A 21,927-nucleotide genomic window follows, 5' to 3' on the forward strand; every position below is an offset into this window, starting at 1 on the left:
TTGACAAAGTCGAGACAGTGTGCTAGTCTCAGAACAGAAAAGCTGGCTTAAAACCGGCAGTTGTTTGATAGAAAACCCTCAAAAACGGAGGTCTAGATGAAGGTAGTGCTTGTCGCGAATGATAAGAATCCCACGGATATGATGAAAGCGGTGGCCAAAGAGCTTGAAGCTCGTGGCCATCGGGTGGTCTTAATCATCGGTGAAAACCCCGGTGAGTGCCTAGTTACTTTGGAGCAGGTGGGGGAGGCGGTCGATGCGGACGTCGTCTTTGTCGGAATGTCTTCGAGTGAGCAATTGGCTGACCCGGAGCTGGAGGTATTGACCCAGGCTCTCGCATTGAAAATTCCTTTTGGACTTTTCTCCGACGCGCCGGGTTGTTTCAAACGAGAGTGGTTTGCAGATTTCCGGGCGGACGCTTCGTTTCTCGCCGTTTTGCGTGAAGATGAAGCGGAGGAAGCTCGGGAACTTTTCCCAGTTGCCTTTGTGAAAGCGACCGGGCACCCTTCTCGGGAAGTTGTTCTTGCGAATGTCTCGCGAGAGTCGGTTTTGCAAAAGTTGGCTCTGCCGGCGGATACGAAAATCATCCTTTGCTCCGGGAGCAAGGATCTCGCGGTGAACCTGAGTCTGCTCGCGACCGTTTCGCAGGCTCTTCTGTCTGATGATCCGAACTTGAAGGGTCGCCGAATCATTTTCTGTCCTCATCCCGGGGACAAGAATGCTTGGAAAGGCTACACGGCTTTCTCCGGGGTTGAGCTGGTGCCACCAAGTACCGCCTCGACTGCGGAAGTGTTGGCAGGGGCAGATGTTTTCTTTAACGCCCTGTCGACGACTTACCAGGATGCCGCTTACCGACGGGTCCCGACCATCGTTCTCTTGTCCGAGGTGATTCGTCAGAAACGGCGAACTCTCTTCGGCACCGAACGGGCGATTGAGGCCGAGGAGGGTGTGGCGATTCCGGTTAACAGCATTGCCGAGGCTAGAGTGGCCTTGAGTGCGTTGTTTGACCCAAAAAGCCCCAAGGCCGATGCGGTTCGGGAAAATCAGGCTCGGTGCTATCCGAGGCCGAATCCGCCTGGCACGGCGGCCAAAATTGCCGTTGAGATGATGGAGACAATTGTCAGGGGATCGAATTAGAACCCGATTCCCAGGCCTTTCCTGGAGACAGGAAAGGCCTATTTTATTGGTTATTTTAGGGTTATCCACAGTGAAATGGTAAAAAGCTTGCTTTTTTTAATGATATATGCTATGCTACAGGGTGTGAGTGCTAGCCCTAATTAACGCAAGTTCTTTAGGTATTGGTTAGCTCAACAAAACGAATGTCTGCATGAGTCCCGCCCTTACCGGCGGGTTTCGTGTTTGTGTTAAGAACCCTTACGAATAGGGCACACTAATATTCGTGTCATTCGTTCTCATTCGCGTATTGGTGTCGAGTGCTGTCGTGTATTTGTGTCGTGTGCATAATGTTCCATGTTCTATGTGTTATGATTATGCTAGTTGTTTCAAGTGACGGCCGGCGGTTGCACTCACATAAGACATTAGTTTTGGAGTTAGCCCCCGCCGGCCATCTCTCGGCGCAAAATTTAAAAATTGCAGGATGGAAATTAAATTAAAGTTTCCTTTGCGAGAGTTAACGACCTTAAAGGTGGGCGGTGACGCTCGCTATTTTTGTTTGGCCGATAACCTAAACGATCTTAAAGAGGCTTTTGCTTTTGCCAAGCATGAAAAGGTGCCAATTCTAATTCTTGGTGGCGGTTCAAATTTGCTGATTGATGATAAAGGTTTTGACGGCTTGGTGATTAAGATTAATTTTCTCGGTTTGGATTTTTGTGAAGTCGGTGACTCGGCCGAGGTTATTGCCGGGGCCGGGGAAAATTGGGATAGTTTCGTCGCAACCACCGTTGAACATCAGCTATCGGGTTTGGAAAATCTTTCCGGCATCCCCGGAACAGTCGGCGCGACGCCGGTGCAGAATGTCGGCGCCTATGGAGTTGAGGTCAAAGATTTGATTAATTGGGTTGAGGCCGTTAATTTGGAAACCGGTGAAGTCAAAAAATTTTCCAATCGGGAGTGCCATTTCGGTTATCGTGACAGTTTTTTCAAGACCCTAGCCGGCAAAAAGTTTGTCATTGTCCGTGTCAGCTATCTTTTAGGTCGCAAATTTCAACCGCGCATCTCTTATACTGATCTGGCTAGCTATTTTGCCGATCAGAGGCCGGTCAGTGCCGATGAGGTCAGGGTGGCGGTGCTCAAAATCCGGGCTGGTAAATTTCCTGATTTAAGTAAAATTGGCACGGCCGGATCTTTTTTCAAGAATCCAATTGTTCATCATTCTGTGGCGTCTAGATTGAAGAGTCGGTATCCAGAATTGCCGACCTTTTCTCATCAAGGTGAACATGTCAAAGTGTCTTTGGCTTGGATTTTGGACAAAATCTGTCTCCTGAGAGGTTTTCGTCACAAATCAACCGGCCTTTTTGAAAAACAGCCGTTGGTTTTGGTAAATTATGGCGAAGCTACCGCCGAAGAAATTAAAAACTTTTCTCAAATGGTAAAAAATAAAGTTCAGGATGCGACTGGAATTGAAATTGAGGAAGAAGTTCAGATTGTCTGATTACTTTTTAAGTTTCAATTTTAAATTAAAAATAATTTTATAAACTGGTTCTGAGTTATCCACTGTTTTTGACAAAAATTGATTGTGCTAGGTTTATTTAAGGCGCATAATATACTTAAGTCTATGCAATAAATTTAATTTCTAATTTTGCTAGGCAAAATGGTCGAATAAAATTATTGTACGCTTGTTAAAAATTTAATTTAAGTTTCTTTCTTCCCACTCGTTCTGTGAAAATAAAGAAACTCAATCTATTTTATGGCAAAGAAAAAAGCCAAGAAGGCATCAAAGAAGCGAAAGCCAGCCAAGAAGGCAAAGAAGGCCAAGAAAAGACGCCGATAACTCTGAGGACATTTTGTCCAACAAAAAACTCGACATTTATGTCGAGTTTTTGTCTTCCGAATTTTAATTTGGAATTTGTATCTTGTAATTTGGTCACTCCGAGCCCGCTTACCGGCGGGCTCGGTTTTGTGTTAAAATGACCCGACTATGGCATTTTTAGCTAAATTATTTGGGAACAAAGGTCTAAGTTCGGCCAAGGTCTACGAGCCTCTGGTGCTGCGGATTAACGCTTTGGAAGCCGAGTTTGGTCAGTTGGCGGACGGTGGACTTAAGGCTAAGACCCAAGACCTAAAAGCTAGGCTTACTACCGGAGCCAAGCTTGACGATCTTTTGCCGGAAGCTTTTGCCTTGGTTCGGGAAGCGGCCAAAAGAACTTTGGGAGAACGGCATTTTGATGTTCAGCTTTTGGGTGGTGCGGCGCTTCACTTTGGAAAAATTTCTGAAATGAGAACCGGTGAAGGTAAAACTCTGGTGGCCACTCTGCCGGCTTATCTAAACGCACTTACGGGCTGTGGTGTTCATGTGGTGACGGTCAACGATTACCTTTCTCGCCGTGACGCTGTCTGGATGGGACAGATTTATAATGCACTGGGTCTCTCTGTTGGAGTTATAAATCACGAAAGTAGTTTTGTTTATGATCCGGCCCATAAAGAATTGGATGAGACACGCGATGGGCTAGGGTCGTTTAAGGTTGTGCACGAATTTTTAAGACCGGTCAGTCGCAAAGAGGCCTACGCCACAGATATTACTTATGGTACCAATCATGAGTTCGGTTTCGACTATTTGCGCGACAATATCGAATACGACGGCAATTCAATCCGTCAGCGCCAATTTCACTATGCGATTGTTGACGAAATCGACTCGATTTTGATTGATGAGGCGAGAACCCCACTTATCATCTCGGCGCCGACTGCCGAGTCGGATGATTTTTACACGCGCTTTGCCGGAATCGCCGAGAAGCTTCATCAAGATAGCGATTACGAAGTTGATGAAAAGCTGAAAGCGATTACTCTCAAAGACGCCGGAATTGAGAAGGCGCAAAAATTTTTGGGGATTGAGAACATTTACACTGAAGGCGGGATTAAGTATGTGCATCACTTGGAGACGGCGGTGCGAGCCAAGGCGATTTTCAAACGCGACGCCGACTATGTCGTCAAAGATGATGAAGTAATCATCGTCGACCCTTTTACTGGCCGTTTACAGCCTGGTAGACGCTGGTCGGAAGGTCTGCACCAAGCCATTGAAGCCAAAGAAGGCGTGAAGATTCAAAAAGAGTCTCGAACTTTTGCGTCTATCACCTTCCAAAACTATTTCCGAATGTATGAGAAGCTTTCCGGCATGACCGGTACGGCCGCCACTTCGTCCGAGGAATTTTTCAAGGTCTACGGTCTTGATGTTGTGATCGTGCCGACTAATCGGGAGATTGCGCGAGTCGATAATAATGATCAAATTTTTCAGACCGAAACCGGCAAGTTTAAAGCCGTGGCCAAAAAAATTAAAGAATTGAATAAAACCGGCCAGCCGGTTTTGGTTGGTACTGTTTCGGTTGAAAAAAACGAATTGCTCTCGGCCTATCTCAAATCGGAAGGCGTGCCGCACCAGATTTTGAATGCCAAGAATCATGAGCAGGAAGGGGAAATTATCGCCCAAGCCGGCAGGCAAGGTGCGGTGACGATTGCTACCAACATGGCCGGTCGAGGTGTTGACATTAAATTGGGCGGTAGTCCTTTGGTGAAGTCTGATTATGAAGCTGTGAAAGGTTTGGGTGGACTTTTTGTGCTGGGCACTGAAAGGCACGAAGCGAGACGAATCGATAATCAACTCCGAGGTCGTTCCGGCCGTCAAGGCGATCCGGGTGCGACACAATTTTTCGTTTCGCTCGATGATTCTTTGATGCGGGTTTTCGCTTCGGATACGATTAAAAAAATGATGGGGCGATTTAATATCGCTGAAGATGAGCCGATTGAAAACCGGTTGATTACCAAATCGCTGGAGAGTGCTCAAACCAAAATCGAAGGTTTCAACTTTGATGCCCGCAAGCATGTTTTGGAATATGATGATGTTTTGAATTTGCAGAGAAAAACTATTTATGAAAGACGACGCAAAGTTCTGCTCGGCGAGATTTCTGATGTAGAGGAAGTCCTTAAGAATTTTATTGAGCTCGAGGGTAGTGACGAGACAATCAAACAGGCTTTGGCTGAAAAAGAAAAGATTCTAGGCAAGGAAGTCTTTCTGGGAATTGTAAAAAGATTGATTCTCCAGACAGTCGACATGTTCTGGGTGGAGCATCTGGAAGTCATGGATTATCTGCGTGGTAGCGTTAATTTGCGCGCCTACGGCCAGAGGGACCCACTGGTTGAGTACAAGAAAGAAGGCCTACGAATGTTCAAAGATATGGAGGCTTCTATTCGGCACCAAGTCTTGGAGCTTTTGCCAAAACTGCAGACCGACGGCTTTAAACAGGAGGCACCGGCGCGACTGCAAGAAGTCCATGATGAAGCAAAACTGATTGTTGGCAACACTGACAATCCTAAGGCTGCGCCGGCGCAGGAAGGTCCGAAAGTGGGCAGAAATGATCTTTGTCCTTGCGGGTCGGGGAAAAAATTCAAGCGGTGCCATGGTCAGTAACCGGCCGTAAGTATAGGTGCATAATCTAGTGTAGAGAGTTAATTATTTAAACTAAATAAGCGCAGTCTCGTAGTAAATTTGTTCTGATAAATTAACTAGCGGGATAAAAAGTGCCATGGGAAATGATGCTAATAAAGAAAATAAGAAAGTTGGGGCAGGTTTTGGAGTGATGGTCTTCAAAAACGGTGATATCCTGCTTGGTAGGAGACATTCTGATTCGGATAAGGCCGACTCGGAGTTACATGGGGAAGGGGCTTGGACAATGCCTGGCGGAAAGCTTGAATATGGGGAATCATTTGAAGATGGAGCCAGGAGAGAGGTTTCTGAAGAAACCGGAATCAATTTGGAGGATGTGAGAGTTATTTGTGTTAATAATGATAAAAACGAACACGCTCACTTTGTAACCATTGGGTTATTTTCCGACAAGTTCAATGGAGAACCAAAAGTTATGGAACCTGACGAAATTACTGAATGGCAATGGTTTGGAATTAATAATTTGCCAACCCCTTTATATTTTCCAAGTGCCAAGATTGTTGATAATTATAATAAGAAAATATTCTATACGCTTGAGTAAGTTGATAAATATTGTAAGATGTCACACAAATCAGAAAATAATTAAAACCACAGAAGCCAAGGCTTCTGTGGTTTGGTTTTAGGAAGTTGTAAATTCAGCCTTCAAAATTTTGGCAACCCGGAGTCTCACTAGCTTGTGTGGGCAACTGGTGCCGGCGGCCCAACGATAGAGGGTCGAAATTGTGACCTTCATCCTGTCAGCAAATCTCTGCTTAACACTTTGGGGGTTGTCATCAAGGAATTGGTATATCAGGTCCTGGAATTTGGGCTGAGGTTTCAATTTTCTCATAACTTCCTTTCGTAGACTTCTGCTATAAGTTTAGCATGATAAGATTAAAGTTAGTTGAGTAAATTAAAAAGCCCGCCAAGTTTCCTTGGCGAGCCAAATTAAAAGAAAGTCAGCCCTTCCTGGTTTTTTTGAAAGGGCCAGTGCGGTTGAGATAGGCGAGCATTAGCGCAAACATAGTTGCGAACGCAAACCCCAATCCGCTTGCCCATAAGGGCTTCATTCCGACAGAGAAGAAGATGAAACCACCAAAAGCACCGGCCAGGATTGCTAGTAGAATTTCATTCCATTTCATATAGTTTTTCCAGGTTCGAGTCTTTTGATATAATAACAAAATTCAATTAAAATGTCAAGGAAAGATTTTAGGAATACCAAAGATCCCGCAGGAAGTGAGTCTGAAAAATTCTATAGAATTGTTGTCGGTGATGTGGGGGTTTATGAGGCTGTCGAGAAAGATTGTCCCAGAAATGATCCAAGAAGGGGGAATAAACCAGATGGGTCTTGGCTACCGAAAAAAGGTTTAGACTATCCGGGGGCGATATCTTATTGGACTGAATATGGACTAAGAAAATATCGAGAATCTGGATTAATGAGTTGGCACGCATCAGTCGTAAACGGTAAGACAGACATTATAACTATCAACAGGCCGGCACGGGTTCTCTACGAAGACCAGTACCAAATTATTGTTGATTCAAATATGAGTGTATAATTTAATTATGAAAATAACTTTTATCCAAATTGGCGGCACGATTGATAAAAGCTATCCGAGGACAATGAAGGGTTATGCTTTTGAGATAGGTGAGGCCGCTGTCGGGAGGGTTTTGGATAAAATAAACCCAAATTTTCAATATGAAATCATCCCTCTACTTAAGAAAGACAGTTTAGACATTACTGAAGCTGATCGAGAGAAAATACTCGAGACTTGTAGAAACATCAGTGACAGTAAAATTATCCTGACTCACGGCACTGATACAATGACTGAAACCGCTTCAAAGTTAAGCGGAATAAAAGACAAGGTAATAGTAATTACTGGGGCGATGAGGCCGGAGAAATTTTCGGATTCTGATGCGATGTTCAATATCGGAGTTGCGGTTGCGGCGGTGCAAACTCTCCCGCCCGGTATTTACATTGCAATGAATGGGCGGGTTTATAATTGGGATAGAGTAAAGAGAGATCGGGCAGACGGTAAATTTGTCGAGTCAGTTTAAGGAGATGAGTCATTATGAAAAATAAAGACAATACAAGATGCGTGTTTTGTGAAATCATCAATGGTAATTCAGAAGAGCGCAGAATTACCTATGAAGACGAACTTATAGTTGCATTTCCGGATAAAAACCCTGCAACCAAGGGTCACACTTTAATAATTCCCAAGCAACATTTTAAGGATATTTTTGAAATTCCTGAGGAAATCCTGGGCCAAATTGGCAAAATGTTTAAGGTTTTGGCGAAGAGACTTTGTGATGAACATAATGCAACCGGTGTAAACATCATGCACGCGAGCGGGAAAGATGCAGAACAGAGCGTATTCCACCTGCATTTCCATGTTGTCCCAAGATACCCTGAAGACAATTTAAAAATGTGGTTTCATAGTAGAGACAAAATTTAATGTCATGGAAAATAAGATTTAGAGAGACTAAAAGCGGTGGTGGGGGTGGTCTTGAACGAAAAAGGAGAAGTTTTGGTGGTGAGTCAGCATGGCACAGCTTGGTCATTGCCCAAGGGGCATATTGAGGCGGGAGAAGATGCTATTTCAGCCGCCAAAAGGGAAACCTTGGAAGAATCGGGCTTGTCGGATTTGGAATTTGTTAAAACCTTGGGTGAATATCAGCGTTTTAGGATTGGCAAAGACGGTAGAGAGGATAGGAGCGAACAGAAGACAATCTTGATGTTCTTGTTTAAATCTAAATCTGATATTCTTAAACCAATAGACCCAGAAAACCCTGAAGCGCGTTGGGTGCTGAAAGAAAAAGTGGCCGAGCTTCTAACGCACCCTAAAGATAAGCAATTTTTTCTAAGTATCATTAATCAGATTTGAAATTCATATATCGACATATCGATATTTCGAAATATCTTTGTTATGGCAAGCATTGAAAAATTTGAAGATTTGATTTGTTGGCAGAAGTCTCGCAAATTGGCAAATTTTATTTTTGATATTACTGACCGAGCCGAGTTTAAAGACCATGATTTAAAAAGCAAATTCGCCGAGCGGCAATTTCACCAATGTCCAATATTGCCGAGGGTTTTGATCGAGGCACAAGAAATGAATTTGTCGATGCGCTTTTTATTGCCAAAGGTGAGGTTGGTGAAGTGCGAAGTCAATTGGTAATAGCTTCGGATCGGAAATATATCGATATTTCGAAATATCGAGAGGGAATGGTTCTAACCGATGAGTGTGCGAGGTTAATTCGCAGTTTTGCTGAGAAAGTTAAAGGCGGCTCGCACCGTGGCGTTCAATTTAAACCAGCCGAAAGGCCGGACCCACTCAAGGAAATGACCAAAGAAATGGCGCCGGAAGTTTACAAACGATTTTATAAAGACTAGTATATCGATATCTCGAAATATCGATATTTTCTCCAATGAATTTCAAAAATAATGTAAATTTTCTTTTTGAGGTGAGCTCTCTACGCCATGTTGATCGGACCTGGAAGCAATTTTTTGATGACTCGGTAGCCAATAATGCCGAACACATTTTTCGGGTGATTTGGATCGCTCTGACTTTGGCTAAAATGGAAGGCGCCAAAAATCATGAGAAAATTTTGAAAATGGCCATGGTCCACGATCTGCCGGAAAGTCGAGCTGGCGATGTGCATTACTTATCTCGACAATATGTTGAACGGAAGCAAACTGAAGCGGCGCGGGATATGTTTGCCGGGACTGTCCACGAAGCCGAAATGCTTGAAATTTTTGAAGAATACGAGAAGCGGGAATGCTTAGAGGCCAAAATCGTCAAGGATGCTGACACTTTGGACATTGAACTCGAGACCAAAGAGTATGAAGCTAAAGGTTTTACGATCAGACAAAAAATAGCACCGCAGAGAAAAGCCGGTGTTTACACTAGGCTTTTTACCAAGTCAGCTAAAAAAATGTGGGATGAAATCGATAAGACAGATCCCCACGATTGGCACAATCAGTCTCCTAAAAATCGACACTTGGGTGGAGACTGGAAAGTCGACAAAAAGAAAAAGTCTTAAATTTATGGTGGAGAAAACAAAAATGATTTTGACGCTGATTATTCCGCACCAAGGGCGGAAGGTGCTTCTTGGCATGAAGAAGAGAGGTTTTGGGAAGGGGAGGTGGAATGGTTTTGGTGGTAAACTTGAGCCAGGTGAGACTATCGAAAATAGCGCCAAGAGAGAGTTGTGTGAGGAGGCTGGAATTGAGGCCGGCAAACTTGAACAATTGGGAATTGTTGATTTTGAATTTCAAAATAATCCGGAAATTTCGGAAGTCCATATTTTTAAAGTTCACGAATTTAAAGGTGTTCCGAAAGAAAGCGAGGAGATGGCGCCGAAGTGGTTTTTTGTCGACGAGATTCCTTTTAAGGAGATGTGGGGCGATGATCCGTATTGGTTGCCGATATTTTTGCAAGGGAAAAAGTTTCGAGGTTATTTTCTTTTTGCGCCAGGCGATAAGGTAATCGAACATCGGGTAAAAATTGGCGGTTTTACTGAACCTTTGATGTAGAGTTGTCCACGATTTACTAACAGGCTATCCACAGGTTTATCCCCAAAGCCCCGCGGCGTTGCGCCGCGGGGCGTCATCTTCTATAATGAAACATATATGACTATGATTAAAAAACTCGTTCGTTTCTTTGATAAATTTGAGGATAAAAACCGAGGACTTTTGAGCCGAGCGCCGATTGTTTACGCTATCGTCGGCGGTGCCGCCCATGTTCTATTTTGGCGCGGAGTTTGGCATGTGGCGGATGACTACGGACTCTCGAATTGGGGCTCACTCATAATTGGGGCGCTGGTCCTGATGGGTACCGGACTTCTGGTCGCTTCCTTTATCGGCGATTCCATCATTATTTCCGGCCTTAAGCATGAGAAAAAAACTACTGAGAAAACTGAAAAGGAGGTTATAGAAGGCGAGTATACAATTCAAAATGTTCACTTGCATGTGACAAATCTGGAAAAGCAAGTTCAGGAGATTAAAGAGTTGTTAGTTCAGAAGCAACCATAAGCTTGTTTGTGCGCACATTTTTGCAGAGTTTGCAGATTGTGATATAAGCGCGCGGGCTAAAATTTATGTCACTTAGAATCATTACTCACAGCGGCAGTTTTCATCCGGACGATGTTTTTGCTGCCGCAACCTTGGAATTGGTACTGGAAACTGAAAATCTAGAATTGGTCAGAACTCGAGATGAGGTTTTAATCTCGCAGGGTGATTATGTTTTTGATGTTGGAGGGATTTATGATGAATCGAAAAATCGGTTCGATCATCATCAAAAGGGCGGAGCTGGCAAGCGTCCAGACGGTGTCCCGTTTGCTTCCTTTGGTTTGGTTTGGAAAAAATTTGGCGACAAGATTGCCGGTCCAAAGGAGATTGCCAATCTTTTCGATCATGATTTTGTCAGGTATATAGATATTATGGATAACGGGGACGGAGAGCTTAAGCCGGTTTTTGGCGATGTTTACCCTTATACCTTAGCCGGAGTAATTTTCTCATTCTTGCCGACTTGGAAAAGTGAAGGTGAGGAGATGGATCAGGGATTTAGAAAAGCCGTAAATTTTGCTAAGGATTTAATCGTTCGCGAAATTCAAATTTTAAAAGATGAAGAAGAGGGGAAATTGTTAGTAGTCAAAGCCTATCAAGAGTCGGCAGATAAGAGGCTGGTTATTTTTGACCAGAAGTTGCCATGGGCCGAGGTCTTGGCCAAATATCCGGAGCCACTTTTTATTATTGAGCCGATTTCTGAAGATCACACAATTTCGTCTTGGAAGGTTCGCGCCGTTCGAGACAACATTTTTTCTTTCAAAAATCGGAAGGACCTACCATTGGCTTGGGCCGGCAAGTCCGGTAAAGATTTGGCCGAGATCACCGGTGTGACGGACGCAACTTTTTGCCACAACGCGCTTTTTATCGCTGTTGCCAAATCGAAAGATGGAGCGCTAGAGCTCGCAAGACTCGCTCTAAGTTTATAAAGTTCGTCAAGTTTCAAGTTTATAAAGTATGAAGATAGATAAGTTTGAAGATATTTTATCGTGGCAGAAGTCAAAAAATCTGGTGGTAATTGTTTACAAGGCGCTACATGGTAATAAAGATTTTGGCTTTAAAGACCAAATGCAAAGAGCGGTAGTAAGTATTTCAAATAATACAGCTGAGGGTTATGAGAGGCGGAGTAATAAGGAGTTCAAGCAATTTCTCTATATTGCAAAGGGGTCATGCGGGGAAGTTCGCTCGATGACTCAAATTGGTGTAGAGTTAGGTTATCTTAAAGAGGCGGAATCACGAGAAATTTATTCGAATTCTTTGGAAATTTCCAAGCTTATTTCGGGCCTTATTAAGGTGCTTTAGTGCAATTAGTCCATAGGCTATCGGTATTTTCTTTTACTTGATAAACTTGGTGAACTTTTTAACTTTATAACTCATTCTTATGGCTTTTATCGATGAAATAAAAATTAAATTGTCTGCTGGCCAGGGTGGTGCTGGAGTGGTGCGTTGGCGCCAAGAAAAATTTATCGAGAAAGGTGGCCCCTCGGGTGGCAACGGTGGCAAAGGTGGCGATGTCTATGTGCGGGCGGTTCGCGATCCGGGTCTTCTGGTGCGTTATCGTAATATCAAAGCCCTTCGCGCCGATAATGGCGAAGCGGGTTCCAAGCAAAGCAAAAGTGGTTTAGCCGGTGAAAATTTGATAGTCGAATTGCCGGTTGGTTCGGTGATTACGAATCAAGACAGTGGCATCAAAATCGAGCTTCTGAAAGAGGGGGAAGAGCAAAAATTGCTATCCGGCGGAGTTGGCGGTTTTGGCAACGAACATTTCAAGAGTTCGACCAATGTTGCCCCACGAGAGTGGACTCCGGGCAAAGACGGCGAATCGGCGGATTTCTTAATTGAGCTAGAACTTTTTGCTGATGCCGGTCTGGTGGGTTTACCAAATGCTGGCAAGTCTTCATTGCTTAACGCCATTACTAACGCCAATTCGAAAGTTGGTAGTTATGAATTCACCACTCTCGAACCGCATCTTGGTGCGCTTTACGGTTTTGTTTTGGCGGACATTCCGGGTTTGATTGAAGGCGCTTCCGAAGGGCGGGGTTTGGGGCATAAATTTTTGAGACATATTCGTCGGACCAAAGTCTTGTTCCATTTGGTGTCTCTAGAAAACGAAGATCTTTTAAAAGTTTATCGTACCATCAGAGCCGAACTGGAAAAGTTTGATCCCGAGCTCGCTAAAAAACCGGAAGTAATTATTTTGACCAAGACCGATCTTGTAGACGAGACAGCTCTCGTCAAAGCTAAAAAACAATTTAAAAGCATCAGCCCGAAGATCCTTTCGGTATCGGTTATTGATGATCAGGCGATAAAAAGGATTAGTGATGAAATTGTGAAAATCTTGCGCGAGAATCAGGGCTAGATAATGTGCTAAAATTAATTTTCATGGAAGACGATAAAAAGTATTTTCCAACAATCGGACTTGAGATTCATGCCGAACTTAGTACCAAAACTAGGATGTTTTGCAATTCCAAAAACAATCCGGACGAAAAAGAGCCCAATATGAATGTCTGCCCAATTTGTCTGGGTCATCCTGGAACACTGCCGACTATTAATCGGGAAGCGGTTAAGCATGTTTTGAAGGTCGGCCTCGCGGTTGACGGTGAATTGGCCGATTTTACCGAATTTGACCGTAAAAACTATTTTTATCCTGATATCCCAAAGGGTTATCAGATCAGTCAGTACAAATTCCCGTTGGTAAAAGGCGGGGAATTGGCCGGAGTCAAGCTCACCAGGGTGCATCTTGAGGAAGACACAGCGAGATCGACTCATGAGACCGGCAACTTTAGCCTGGTTGATTTTAATCGCGCCGGAGTGCCACTCATGGAATTGGTGACTGAACCGGTAATCCATTCGGCGGAAGAAGCCGGTCAATTTGCCCGCGAACTTCAGCTTTTGCTTCGCACCTTGGGCGTTTCGGAAGCGAATATGGAGAAAGGCGAGATGCGGGTGGAGGCGAATATTTCAGTTTCGGATAGTCTTGAGGTCTTCGGTACTAAGGTTGAAGTTAAAAATCTCAACTCATTCAAGTCTGTCGAACAGGCCATTGCCTTCGAGCTGGACCGTCATATTAAAATTATAAAAAAAGGGGAAAAGCTGGTTCAAGAAACTCGAGGTTGGGACGAGGATAAAAGCATTACTTTTCCACAAAGAGTTAAAGAGGATTCCCACGATTACCGCTATTTTCCTGACCCGGATTTGCCCAAGTTAAAACTTAGCGAACTCCAAGAATTTTCTGTTGTTAATTTAAAAAAAGAAATTCCGGAGTTGCCGAGTGAAAAGCGAACTCGCTATGCAAAAGATTTTGGCCTAAAAACGGTTGATATCGAAAATCTGATTTCTAATTTTGCTCTAGAAAAATTTTTCAGCCAAGTTTTAGCTGATTTCGGTGCTGATGTGTCTCGACTAGCGGCACTAGCTGCCAATTATCTGCTCTCTGATCTTCAGGGTTTGATCAAAAAAAATGATGGCAGTGATGATATCGAAAATATTTTAGCGAAAATCGGCTCTAAGAATTTTTCTGATCTAATCCGATTGATCGCTGGTGGCGAAGTTTCTTCGCGTGGTGGTAAAGATGTCCTGGCGTTGATGTTTAAGGAGGGTGGTGAGCCAAAAAGCTTGGCCGAGAAACTTGGCGTGGTTCAAAAAAGTGATTTAGGAGCTTTAGATAAAATTGTTAAGGAAGTCGTCAAAAATAATCCTCAAATTGTCGCTGATTTCAAAGCTGGTAAAACCGCCTCGGTTCAGTTTTTGATTGGTCAAGGAATGAAGTTGAGCAAGGGTTCAGCCAACCCAAAAATTCTCTCCGAACTCCTCCAAAAAGAGCTAAATTAAGTTTTTTCATTCAATTTTTGGATTTTAAAAAACCTTCTCGAAAAAATGGCTTAAAATATAGTCTCGGATAGCCGAGATATCCCCACTCATCCTTAGTTAAAGCCGTTTTTTTATTTTATAATTAAGGGAAATGAACGAGGGCCTAATTTTTAACGGCAAAAAGTACCTTCCATCCAAGCAGGCGGCGGATTTGACTGGCTACAAAATTGATTATGTTGGCCAGCTTTGTCGTACCGGCAAGGTTGAGAGTAAGCGAATCGGACGGACTTGGTTTGTGAATGAGGATTCGATCTTGAAACACAAGGAAGCCGCCTCACAAGGTGGTAATGATTCTCGGATATCCGAGAAGTCAAAAATTGAGCAGGTAAAATTGACCGAGGAGGCTATTCCGACGGCGAATGAATTTGCCAGTTTACCTATCCAAAATCCGACCCATAAAAGCGACACCAACTCACAAACAAGTTTGCCACGGCATTTCCATCTTTTTGGTGAAGCCTCGGCTGATTCGATGACCCGACTGCTCTCGCTTTTTATCGTGGCGGTACTATTCTCCACCATTTTAATTGCTAAGGAGAATAATCCATTTCCAGCGGCAGCCAATTTACTTAAAACTACCGGCACTGCAGTGGTCGCTAATGTCTCACTTGCTCCGGTCCATTTTGCAACCGTAGCGATGACAAGTTTCGAAGTTGCTGTTGACTATGATTTGGAAATTTTATCTCATTCTGGCGACCATGTTTTAAATCTGGTTAAGTGGTTCGGCGAATCTTATCTTGGAGTTGTCAGGGAGACGGCAAGAATTGGCGATTTATTTACAGATAGTCCGATTGCCAATGCGCCAAGCAGAATTTTTACTGCCGGGACAAAATTGTTCGGTCATCTTTATCAGAATCTTGGCGCTAATTTGAGGCGAGATGTGGTTGCGATTGTTCAGTCTGATTTTTCAGATAAAATCATCAATGGTCCGGTCAGGCTGTCAGAAAAATATGTTGCTGGAGTTTGGAATTTGGCTAGGCTTTATCAAAATTTGGGCGTAAATTTTAGGAATAATCTCGTGGCCTTTGGTGGCTCTGGTGTCGTTGTTAAATATCCGGCCAAATTTACTACAGGCTTTCTTGGCTTTTTCCAAGATTTGTCAGGGGTTTATCAAAGGCTGGGTTCAGACTTGAGATTTGATCTTGCTACTTATCCTAAAACAGCCGTAGTCGCTGTTTACCCGAAAGTCTTTTCGCAGAGTTTCAATAATTTCTCGCACAATTTTGCCAAGCTGTATCAAGGTCTCGGTGTGTTGGCTCGGGTAAGTGCAGTCGTTTACCTCCGGTCTGATCTGGCGGCCACTTACCCTTTGGCTCTGTCACAAAGTGTCAACGCTCTCTCCCAAAATTTCACCAATTTATATCAAAACTTAGGATTTGATTTTCGAAGTCGAGTTGCCAATGTCGGCAGTTCCAAGTTTGTCTCGGCTATGTTTGGTTGGCCGACGGTGGCTTCAAATGGACTGGCCTCGGCTATCCAGACTGTTCCAAGTTTCTATCAAACTTTAGGTTTTAATTTTCGAAATCAAGTCGGCCAGACGATGGGTCGGATTGCCAAAATTGGTAGAGGTTCACCAAGTGTGGCTGCAGTTTCTGTCGCAGTTGCAACTAAATCTGAGTCTCAAGTCCAAGCTAGTTCATGGTTTGGTAATCTGAAAAATTCAGTCGAGGATTTGTCACTTCGGGTCATTGCCGTTTTAAGACTAGCCAAGGGTGAGATCTTGGAAGGTCTGACCGCTGGTTATTCGGATGCTAAGTCACTTACAGTTTCAGGTTTTGGCAAAGTTGTTGGTCAAGTTGGTCTTGTGTTTGGCAAGGTTGTGGAAGTGCCGACAGTTCTTTATCGAGCTGTCGCCTCAATTTTATCCGGCGAATATTATTCTCGCTTGACTCAATATCTAAATATTAGCCAGCAAAGCTCGGAGATGAATATTGGGGGAGTCTTGGCAACCAAAGCAGATAATGAGAGGCGCGGGATTGCTGTTAAACCAAGTGTTAGTGCTATCGCGGATGAGGCGGCTAAAAATGAAATCCGAGAGACTTTTTCCGATACTGTCGAAGTGATTCCAGATGAGACCGGGCAGTCTGGGATTGTGAAGCCAAATTTCAAGAGTGGTCGAAATTCCGCGTACATTTATGTTCTGGTCCCGGTAAAACAATAATCATGGAAACTGGAAGTTACATCATAATCTTGTTCTTGTTGTTTGTGGTTCTAAGCCTAGTCTTGGTGCCAAGTGCTTTTGCGGCAGTGATGCAAAGTGCGACTTATCAAATCCAATCTGACAGCTTGAATATTGGCGGGACGGAAAATAGTTCAAGCGCTTCCTACAAGGTGAGTGATACTGTGGGCGAAACCGGCACAGGTCTGCTCTCAAGCGCGCTCTATATTCTTAAGGCCGGTTACCGTCAAGTGGCGGCTGCGGTTTCCGGTGGCAGTGGTGGTGGCGATAGTACTACCGCAACAACCGCCGTCGGCGCCAATGGGCCGCACGGCGATGTCAACGGCAATTGGTTGCCGGCGCTTTTGGTTAGTGGAATCCAAATTAGTCGAACCGACACTTCGGCTACTGTCACTTGGCAGACGAGTGAAAACGCGGTCTCTACTTTAGCTTGGGGTGAGACTTTGACTTACGAGCTCGGCAGTTTATCCGAGCAGACTTCGAGTTTGAATCATAATTTTACAATTCCTAATCTGGTCGCCGGCAAGACTTATTACTTCAGATTTACTTCAGTTGACTCCAATAATAACCGAGCTGGTCTCGAGGGCGCCTCACTGGTCGCCACTCCATCGCTAGACATTACTCCGCCAGCCAACCCACAGGATGTTACGATTTCGGCCGAGGGCAAAGCCGTCAGGCTCAATTGGCAAAACCCGACTGATACGGATTTTAGTGATGTTGTAGTTGTCAGATCGGAGGAATTTTATCCAGCCGGGCCGACTGACGGCATTTTGATTTATCGGGGCAATGGCGGTTCTGTGGTTGATCAGAACATTGACATCGATACAAATTATTTCTACTCAATTTTCTCTCAAGATTCTGCCGGCAATTATTCTTCAGGAGTTCTGATTTCCGGCCGGATTGAGATTCAGGGCGTGGCACCGGTTGTGGTTGTGCCAGATGTCTTCGATTCAATTCCTAAAGCTACCGAAGTCGATCCAAGATTCAATCAGGTCACTTTCGACGACTTCAAGATTATTCAAGGTAATCGCCTGATTAATGCTGGTACTAACGGGTTCGCAATCAATGGTTCGGTACCGTTTAAAATGGTAGTTAACTACGAAACTTTGCCGGAAGTTCTAAAAACTATTCTAGTCACAGTCCAAAACGCCGAAATCCCCGACCGACAGTTTTCTTTCATGCTTCGGGTAAATCGCGGGCTTACCGCTTACGAATCTTCGGTTGAGGCTTTGGGTGAGGCGGGGACTTATAAAGTGCGGATTGCGATTATCGATCATGATAATCAGGCCATCAAAGTAATTGACGGGAAAGTGAACGCCTCGTATCCATTTTCCAGATTTGTCTCCGATCAGCTCGGTGCCACCATCCATAAAGTTTGGCCAAACATTTCCTTGAATGAGGCTGGAATCGTGATTTTGATCATGATTTTCTTGGTTGGTCTGGGGAGAATGCTTCTCATCATTGCTTAAAAAATGAACTTGCTTGCTTTTACAAAGAAAAAGTTTTTCAAAAAAATCGCCGGTGTTTTGGCGATGGCAAGTATTATTTCTCTGACCGCAACTTCGGCCTTCGGTTTTGTCCTAGTACCGGAAGCTGTTGCGGCCATCAATCAGCAGATTAACTACCAAGGCAAACTCACCGATTCGGCCGGCACGGCCGTCACCGATGGCACCTATGCAATGTCTTTTTCTCTTTATACGGCGTCAGCCGGCGGAACGGCTCTTTGGACCGAAGCTTTGACGGGTGCAAACGAAGTGACGGTGACCGGCGGTCTCTTCAGCGTGATGCTTGGCTCGACTACTCCGCTTACGGGCGTGGATTTTAACCAGACTCTTTATTTAGGAGTGACGATTGAGAGTGACTCTGAAATGTCTCCACGAAAAATCTTAGGCGCGGTGCCTTCGGCAATCGAGTCGGTCAAACTTGGCGGCTTAAATTCTGCCCAGTTCTTAAGATCGGATGCCACCAATTCCACCTCAACCGCTTCGACTTTCTTGACTATAAACCAAACTGGCGCTGGTAATGTTTTGGATATTACAAACGGCGCGACAAATATTTTTAATGTTTTAAGTACTGGCAACATCGGCATCGGCACCACCTCACCCGGCCAGAAACTTTCAGTAGCGGGGGACATCCTTGGCAACAATATTATCGGCTCATATTTCACCGGCACCACTACCGCCACTTCAACTTTTGCAGGCGGTTTAAGTGTCTTGGCAATTAATCAAACCGGTGCCGCCACTTCAACTTTTGCCAATGGCCTTAACCTGGCTTCCGGTTGTTTCTCAATTAATGGCGCCTGTGTGGGTGGTGCTTCATCACAATGGACGACTTCAGGTTCAGATATCTATTACACCGCTGGCAATGTTGGGATTGGGACGACTTCTCCGTACACTGCTTTAGCTGTGGCCGGTTCAACCGGAGTCTTGGCCAACATTTTCACCGCAACTTCAACTACTGCCACCTCCACCTTCTCTGGTCTAGTCGATATTTCCCGCAATCTTGTCGTTGGTGGTTTCTCATCAGCCTCGACATTTAACGCTACCTCCACCACCGCAACTTCAACTTTCGCCGGAGGTCTTTCAGTTGCCGGCTCCTCGGGTCTCACGGTTTTGCAAAATGGGAATGTCGGGGTGGGGACGGCGACGCCGGGAAATTTACTGGAGGTGGCGGATTTGATTTCTTTTGATAGTGCTGATTTAAGAACACAAATTGGTTATCAAGCAGGTAAATATGACTTAGGACAATATAATACGTGGTTAGGGTATCAAGCTGGTTCAGCTGATAATGCTACAGGCAAAACCAACGCAGCTGATTATAATGTTGGTATTGGATATCAGGCTCTCTATAAAAACACTACAGGTCACCATGACACTGCTAACGGTTATCTTTCCCTCAATAGCAACACCTCGGGCTATCAAAACACAGCTCTTGGTTATTCCGCTCTTGTTAGTAATAACACGGGTTATCGAAATACTGCTGTCGGAAATCAATCTCTCAACTCCAACACTTCAGGTCACAGCAACACTGCGGATGGTGCCTTCGCTATGTACTTTAATACCACAGGCTATCATAACGCTGCGCTCGGACTTTCTGCTCTTGAAGGTAACACTACCGGCTACCAAAATACTGCCACTGGCTACAGTTCCCTATACCGCAACACGACCGGCTACCAAAATACTGCCAGTGGTTACCAAGCTGGTGCATTTTTGGCAGATGGTGTAACAAATAACCAAACCAGTTACAACTCTGTATTTATAGGATATAACAGTATGGCTTTAAGTGCCGGAGACACCAATGAAATTGTAATCGGATCTTCTGCTATCGGTAATGGCTCGAATTCAGTAACACTTGGCAATACCAGTATCACTAATACAATATTACAAGGCTCCGTCGGCATCGGCACCACCACTCCCGGTCAGAAACTTTCAGTGGCGGGGGACATCCTTGGCAACAATATTATTGGCTCATATTTCACCGGCACCACCACCGCCACTTCGACTTTTGCCGGCGGTTTAAGTGTCTTGGCAATTAATCAAACCGGTACTGCGACCTCAACTTTTGCTAACGGTATTAATTTGGCCGCCGGATGTTTCTCAATCAATGGGACGTGCGTAGGTGGGGCATCATCACAATGGACGACAAACGGGTCAGATATTTATTACAGTACCGGCAATGTTGGGATTGGGACGACCTCTCCGTACACTGCTTTAGCTGTGGCCGGTTCAACCGGAGTCTTGGCCAACATTTTCACCGCAACTTCAACTACTGCCACCTCCACCTTTGCTGGTGGGCTTACCGCTGGCAACAATGCCGGATTGACTGTTAATTCAGCCGCTCCGGCAAACTCTCTTTATATTAATCCGAGCGGTAATGTGGGGATCGGGACGGCGGCGCCACAAATTGGACTTGATGTGGCCGGCAATAGTGGTCAAAAAATTCGACTTTATGATACTGCAAATAATTTGACTATAAATCAAAGTACCGATAGTAGTGGAATTTACTTGGGTTTTGGTACCGCGGCCGATTCTTCACAATACATGCGGATAGGTGTTTTTAATGCGGTCAACAACATTGAAACTAAAGCCCGAGATTTTTTATTTAGTTCCAATTCGGCTCCTTATTTGTTGAGGTTGCGAGCTTCGACCGGTAACGTCGGCCTTGGTACCTCTACTCCAGGAACAATTCTTTCTGTAGCGGGAGTCGGTAACTTTGCTCCGACAATCTCAACTCTGTACTCTTCTCTTACTGCTCCTTATTTCACCGCCACAACCACTGCCACTTCGACTTTTGCAGGCGGTTTAAGTGTCTTGGCAATTAATCAAACTGGTACTGCGACCTCAACTTTTGCTAACGGCCTCAACCTTGCCTCGGGTTGTTTCTCAATCAATGGGACGTGCGTAGGTGGGGCATCATCACAATGGACGACAAACGGGTCAGATATTTATTACAGTACCGGCAATGTTGGGATTGGGACTACAACTCCGGGTGCTAGTCTGTCTATCCAAGGCAGCTCCTCGGTCGGTTTTTATCTGGCCGGTCTGTCTCTCGGCACCGCCGATCTATTTAGAATTTCAACCTCTACCGCTTCTGCAACCTCAACTGCCCTTATCGTTACCTCGGCAGGTAAGCTTGGTCTGGGTACCACCTCACCATATGCAGTCCTTTCGGTTGCCGGTGATGCTTCGGTGACGAGATTGGATGTCACCAACGCCTCGGCTACCTCGACTATTGCAGGGGGGTTGTCTGTTGGTGGGGGTGGTCTGGTCTACGACTACTCCTCAGGTGTGACAACTGTCGACAATCTAAATCTTGGTACGCTCAATTTCGATACTGATGCCGGCATTGTCACATGGACCGATTTGCCGGTTAGTTCTTCGGCCACTGCCGGCACGGTTGAGAGTTATCGCGCCAAAATCGACGGCAACGCCCTCCTGTCTGTCTACGCCGAATCAGACGGCGCCGGTGGAATTCGCAACAGTCGAGTTGGTATCGGTACCACCACTCCTTACGCAGCGCTTTCAGTTGTCGGTACCACTACCACTGCCACTAGTCGAGCTTTTGAAGTTACTGATTCCGCTTATACTTCCAGACTCGTAGTTCTGGACTCCGGCAATGTCGGTATCGGTACAACTACTCCGGGCAGTATTTTCTCAATCCAAGGCGTCGGCAACTTCGTCGCCTCCGCCACCTCAACTCTCACGAACGGTTTGAATGTTGCGGCCATCAATC

General features: G+C 44.9%; 21 protein-coding genes. 19 read left to right on the plus strand and 2 right to left on the minus strand.

Annotation, left to right across the window (positions count from 1 at the left end; translation table 11 throughout):
* Positions 1 to 96 precede the first annotated feature (96 nt).
* The 4 genes from WCT25_03920 (at position 97) to WCT25_03935 (ending at position 6,149) form a co-directional block, all read left to right on the plus strand.
* Positions 97 to 1,134 (plus strand): hypothetical protein, encoded by a 1,038-nt coding sequence (locus WCT25_03920; protein ID MFA6536544.1) that lies wholly within the window; start codon positions 97 to 99, stop codon positions 1,132 to 1,134.
* 460 nt (positions 1,135 to 1,594) lie between these two features.
* Positions 1,595 to 2,608 carry a UDP-N-acetylmuramate dehydrogenase gene (gene murB / locus WCT25_03925; protein MFA6536545.1) on the plus strand — a complete coding sequence of 338 codons (1,014 nt, stop codon included), beginning with the start codon at positions 1,595 to 1,597 and terminating at the stop codon, positions 2,606 to 2,608.
* A gap of 486 nt (positions 2,609 to 3,094) precedes the next feature.
* A complete protein-coding gene (gene secA / locus WCT25_03930; protein MFA6536546.1) occupies positions 3,095 to 5,575 on the plus strand; it encodes a preprotein translocase subunit SecA in 2,481 nt (826 codons plus the stop codon).
* Positions 5,576 to 5,690: 115 nt separating this feature from the next.
* Complete coding sequence (locus tag WCT25_03935; GenBank protein MFA6536547.1) at positions 5,691 to 6,149, plus strand: NUDIX domain-containing protein; 459 nt, start codon at positions 5,691 to 5,693, stop codon at positions 6,147 to 6,149.
* A 78-nt stretch (positions 6,150 to 6,227) separates the two neighbouring features.
* Here WCT25_03935 and WCT25_03940 read toward each other — a convergent pair whose 3' ends face one another.
* Complete coding sequence (locus tag WCT25_03940; GenBank protein ID MFA6536548.1) at positions 6,228 to 6,437, minus strand: hypothetical protein; 210 nt, start codon at positions 6,435 to 6,437, stop codon at positions 6,228 to 6,230.
* A gap of 109 nt (positions 6,438 to 6,546) precedes the next feature.
* Positions 6,547 to 6,729: a hypothetical protein gene (locus WCT25_03945; protein ID MFA6536549.1), complete on the minus strand. Its 183-nt coding sequence runs from the start codon at positions 6,727 to 6,729 to the stop codon at positions 6,547 to 6,549.
* A gap of 51 nt (positions 6,730 to 6,780) precedes the next feature.
* Here WCT25_03945 and WCT25_03950 point away from each other — a divergent pair, with 51 nt between their 5' ends.
* The 15 genes from WCT25_03950 to WCT25_04020 form a co-directional block, all read left to right on the plus strand.
* A complete protein-coding gene (locus tag WCT25_03950; GenBank protein MFA6536550.1) occupies positions 6,781 to 7,143 on the plus strand; it encodes a hypothetical protein in 363 nt (120 codons plus the stop codon).
* A gap of 7 nt (positions 7,144 to 7,150) precedes the next feature.
* Positions 7,151 to 7,642 (plus strand): asparaginase domain-containing protein, encoded by a 492-nt coding sequence (locus WCT25_03955; protein ID MFA6536551.1) that lies wholly within the window; start codon positions 7,151 to 7,153, stop codon positions 7,640 to 7,642.
* Positions 7,643 to 7,656: 14 nt separating this feature from the next.
* A complete protein-coding gene (locus tag WCT25_03960; GenBank protein ID MFA6536552.1) occupies positions 7,657 to 8,040 on the plus strand; it encodes an HIT family protein in 384 nt (127 codons plus the stop codon).
* A 39-nt stretch (positions 8,041 to 8,079) separates the two neighbouring features.
* Positions 8,080 to 8,469, plus strand: coding sequence for an NUDIX hydrolase (locus WCT25_03965; protein MFA6536553.1), 390 nt, complete (start codon positions 8,080 to 8,082; stop codon positions 8,467 to 8,469).
* A 185-nt stretch (positions 8,470 to 8,654) separates the two neighbouring features.
* Positions 8,655 to 8,975: a four helix bundle protein gene (locus WCT25_03970; GenBank protein MFA6536554.1), complete on the plus strand. Its 321-nt coding sequence runs from the start codon at positions 8,655 to 8,657 to the stop codon at positions 8,973 to 8,975.
* Between the two features lie 35 nt (positions 8,976 to 9,010).
* Entirely contained in the window at positions 9,011 to 9,625 is a 615-nt protein-coding gene (locus WCT25_03975; protein MFA6536555.1) for an HD domain-containing protein, read from the plus strand.
* A 4-nt stretch (positions 9,626 to 9,629) separates the two neighbouring features.
* Positions 9,630 to 10,118 (plus strand): 8-oxo-dGTP diphosphatase, encoded by a 489-nt coding sequence (locus WCT25_03980; protein MFA6536556.1) that lies wholly within the window; start codon positions 9,630 to 9,632, stop codon positions 10,116 to 10,118.
* A 96-nt stretch (positions 10,119 to 10,214) separates the two neighbouring features.
* Positions 10,215 to 10,616, plus strand: coding sequence for a hypothetical protein (locus WCT25_03985; protein ID MFA6536557.1), 402 nt, complete (start codon positions 10,215 to 10,217; stop codon positions 10,614 to 10,616).
* A gap of 65 nt (positions 10,617 to 10,681) precedes the next feature.
* Positions 10,682 to 11,578: an MYG1 family protein gene (locus tag WCT25_03990; protein ID MFA6536558.1), complete on the plus strand. Its 897-nt coding sequence runs from the start codon at positions 10,682 to 10,684 to the stop codon at positions 11,576 to 11,578.
* A gap of 28 nt (positions 11,579 to 11,606) precedes the next feature.
* The gene (locus WCT25_03995; GenBank protein ID MFA6536559.1) at positions 11,607 to 11,951 is read left to right on the plus strand and encodes a four helix bundle protein; all 345 of its coding nucleotides are present in this window, start codon (positions 11,607 to 11,609) and stop codon (positions 11,949 to 11,951) included.
* 79 nt (positions 11,952 to 12,030) lie between these two features.
* Positions 12,031 to 13,008 carry a GTPase ObgE gene (gene obgE, locus WCT25_04000; GenBank protein MFA6536560.1) on the plus strand — a complete coding sequence of 326 codons (978 nt, stop codon included), beginning with the start codon at positions 12,031 to 12,033 and terminating at the stop codon, positions 13,006 to 13,008.
* A 23-nt stretch (positions 13,009 to 13,031) separates the two neighbouring features.
* Positions 13,032 to 14,480, plus strand: coding sequence for an Asp-tRNA(Asn)/Glu-tRNA(Gln) amidotransferase subunit GatB (gene gatB, locus WCT25_04005; GenBank protein MFA6536561.1), 1,449 nt, complete (start codon positions 13,032 to 13,034; stop codon positions 14,478 to 14,480).
* Between the two features lie 130 nt (positions 14,481 to 14,610).
* Positions 14,611 to 16,677 carry a hypothetical protein gene (locus tag WCT25_04010; GenBank protein ID MFA6536562.1) on the plus strand — a complete coding sequence of 689 codons (2,067 nt, stop codon included), beginning with the start codon at positions 14,611 to 14,613 and terminating at the stop codon, positions 16,675 to 16,677.
* 2 nt (positions 16,678 to 16,679) lie between these two features.
* Positions 16,680 to 18,164 carry a fibronectin type III domain-containing protein gene (locus WCT25_04015; GenBank protein MFA6536563.1) on the plus strand — a complete coding sequence of 495 codons (1,485 nt, stop codon included), beginning with the start codon at positions 16,680 to 16,682 and terminating at the stop codon, positions 18,162 to 18,164.
* 3 nt (positions 18,165 to 18,167) lie between these two features.
* A partial coding sequence (locus tag WCT25_04020) for a hypothetical protein (GenBank protein ID MFA6536564.1) occupies positions 18,168 to 21,927 on the plus strand: 3,760 nt, incomplete at its 3' end.

This window comes from Candidatus Paceibacterota bacterium, assembly GCA_041666545.1.
Classification (GTDB): Bacteria; Patescibacteriota; Minisyncoccia; order Phycocordibacterales; family JBAYGS01; genus JBAYGS01.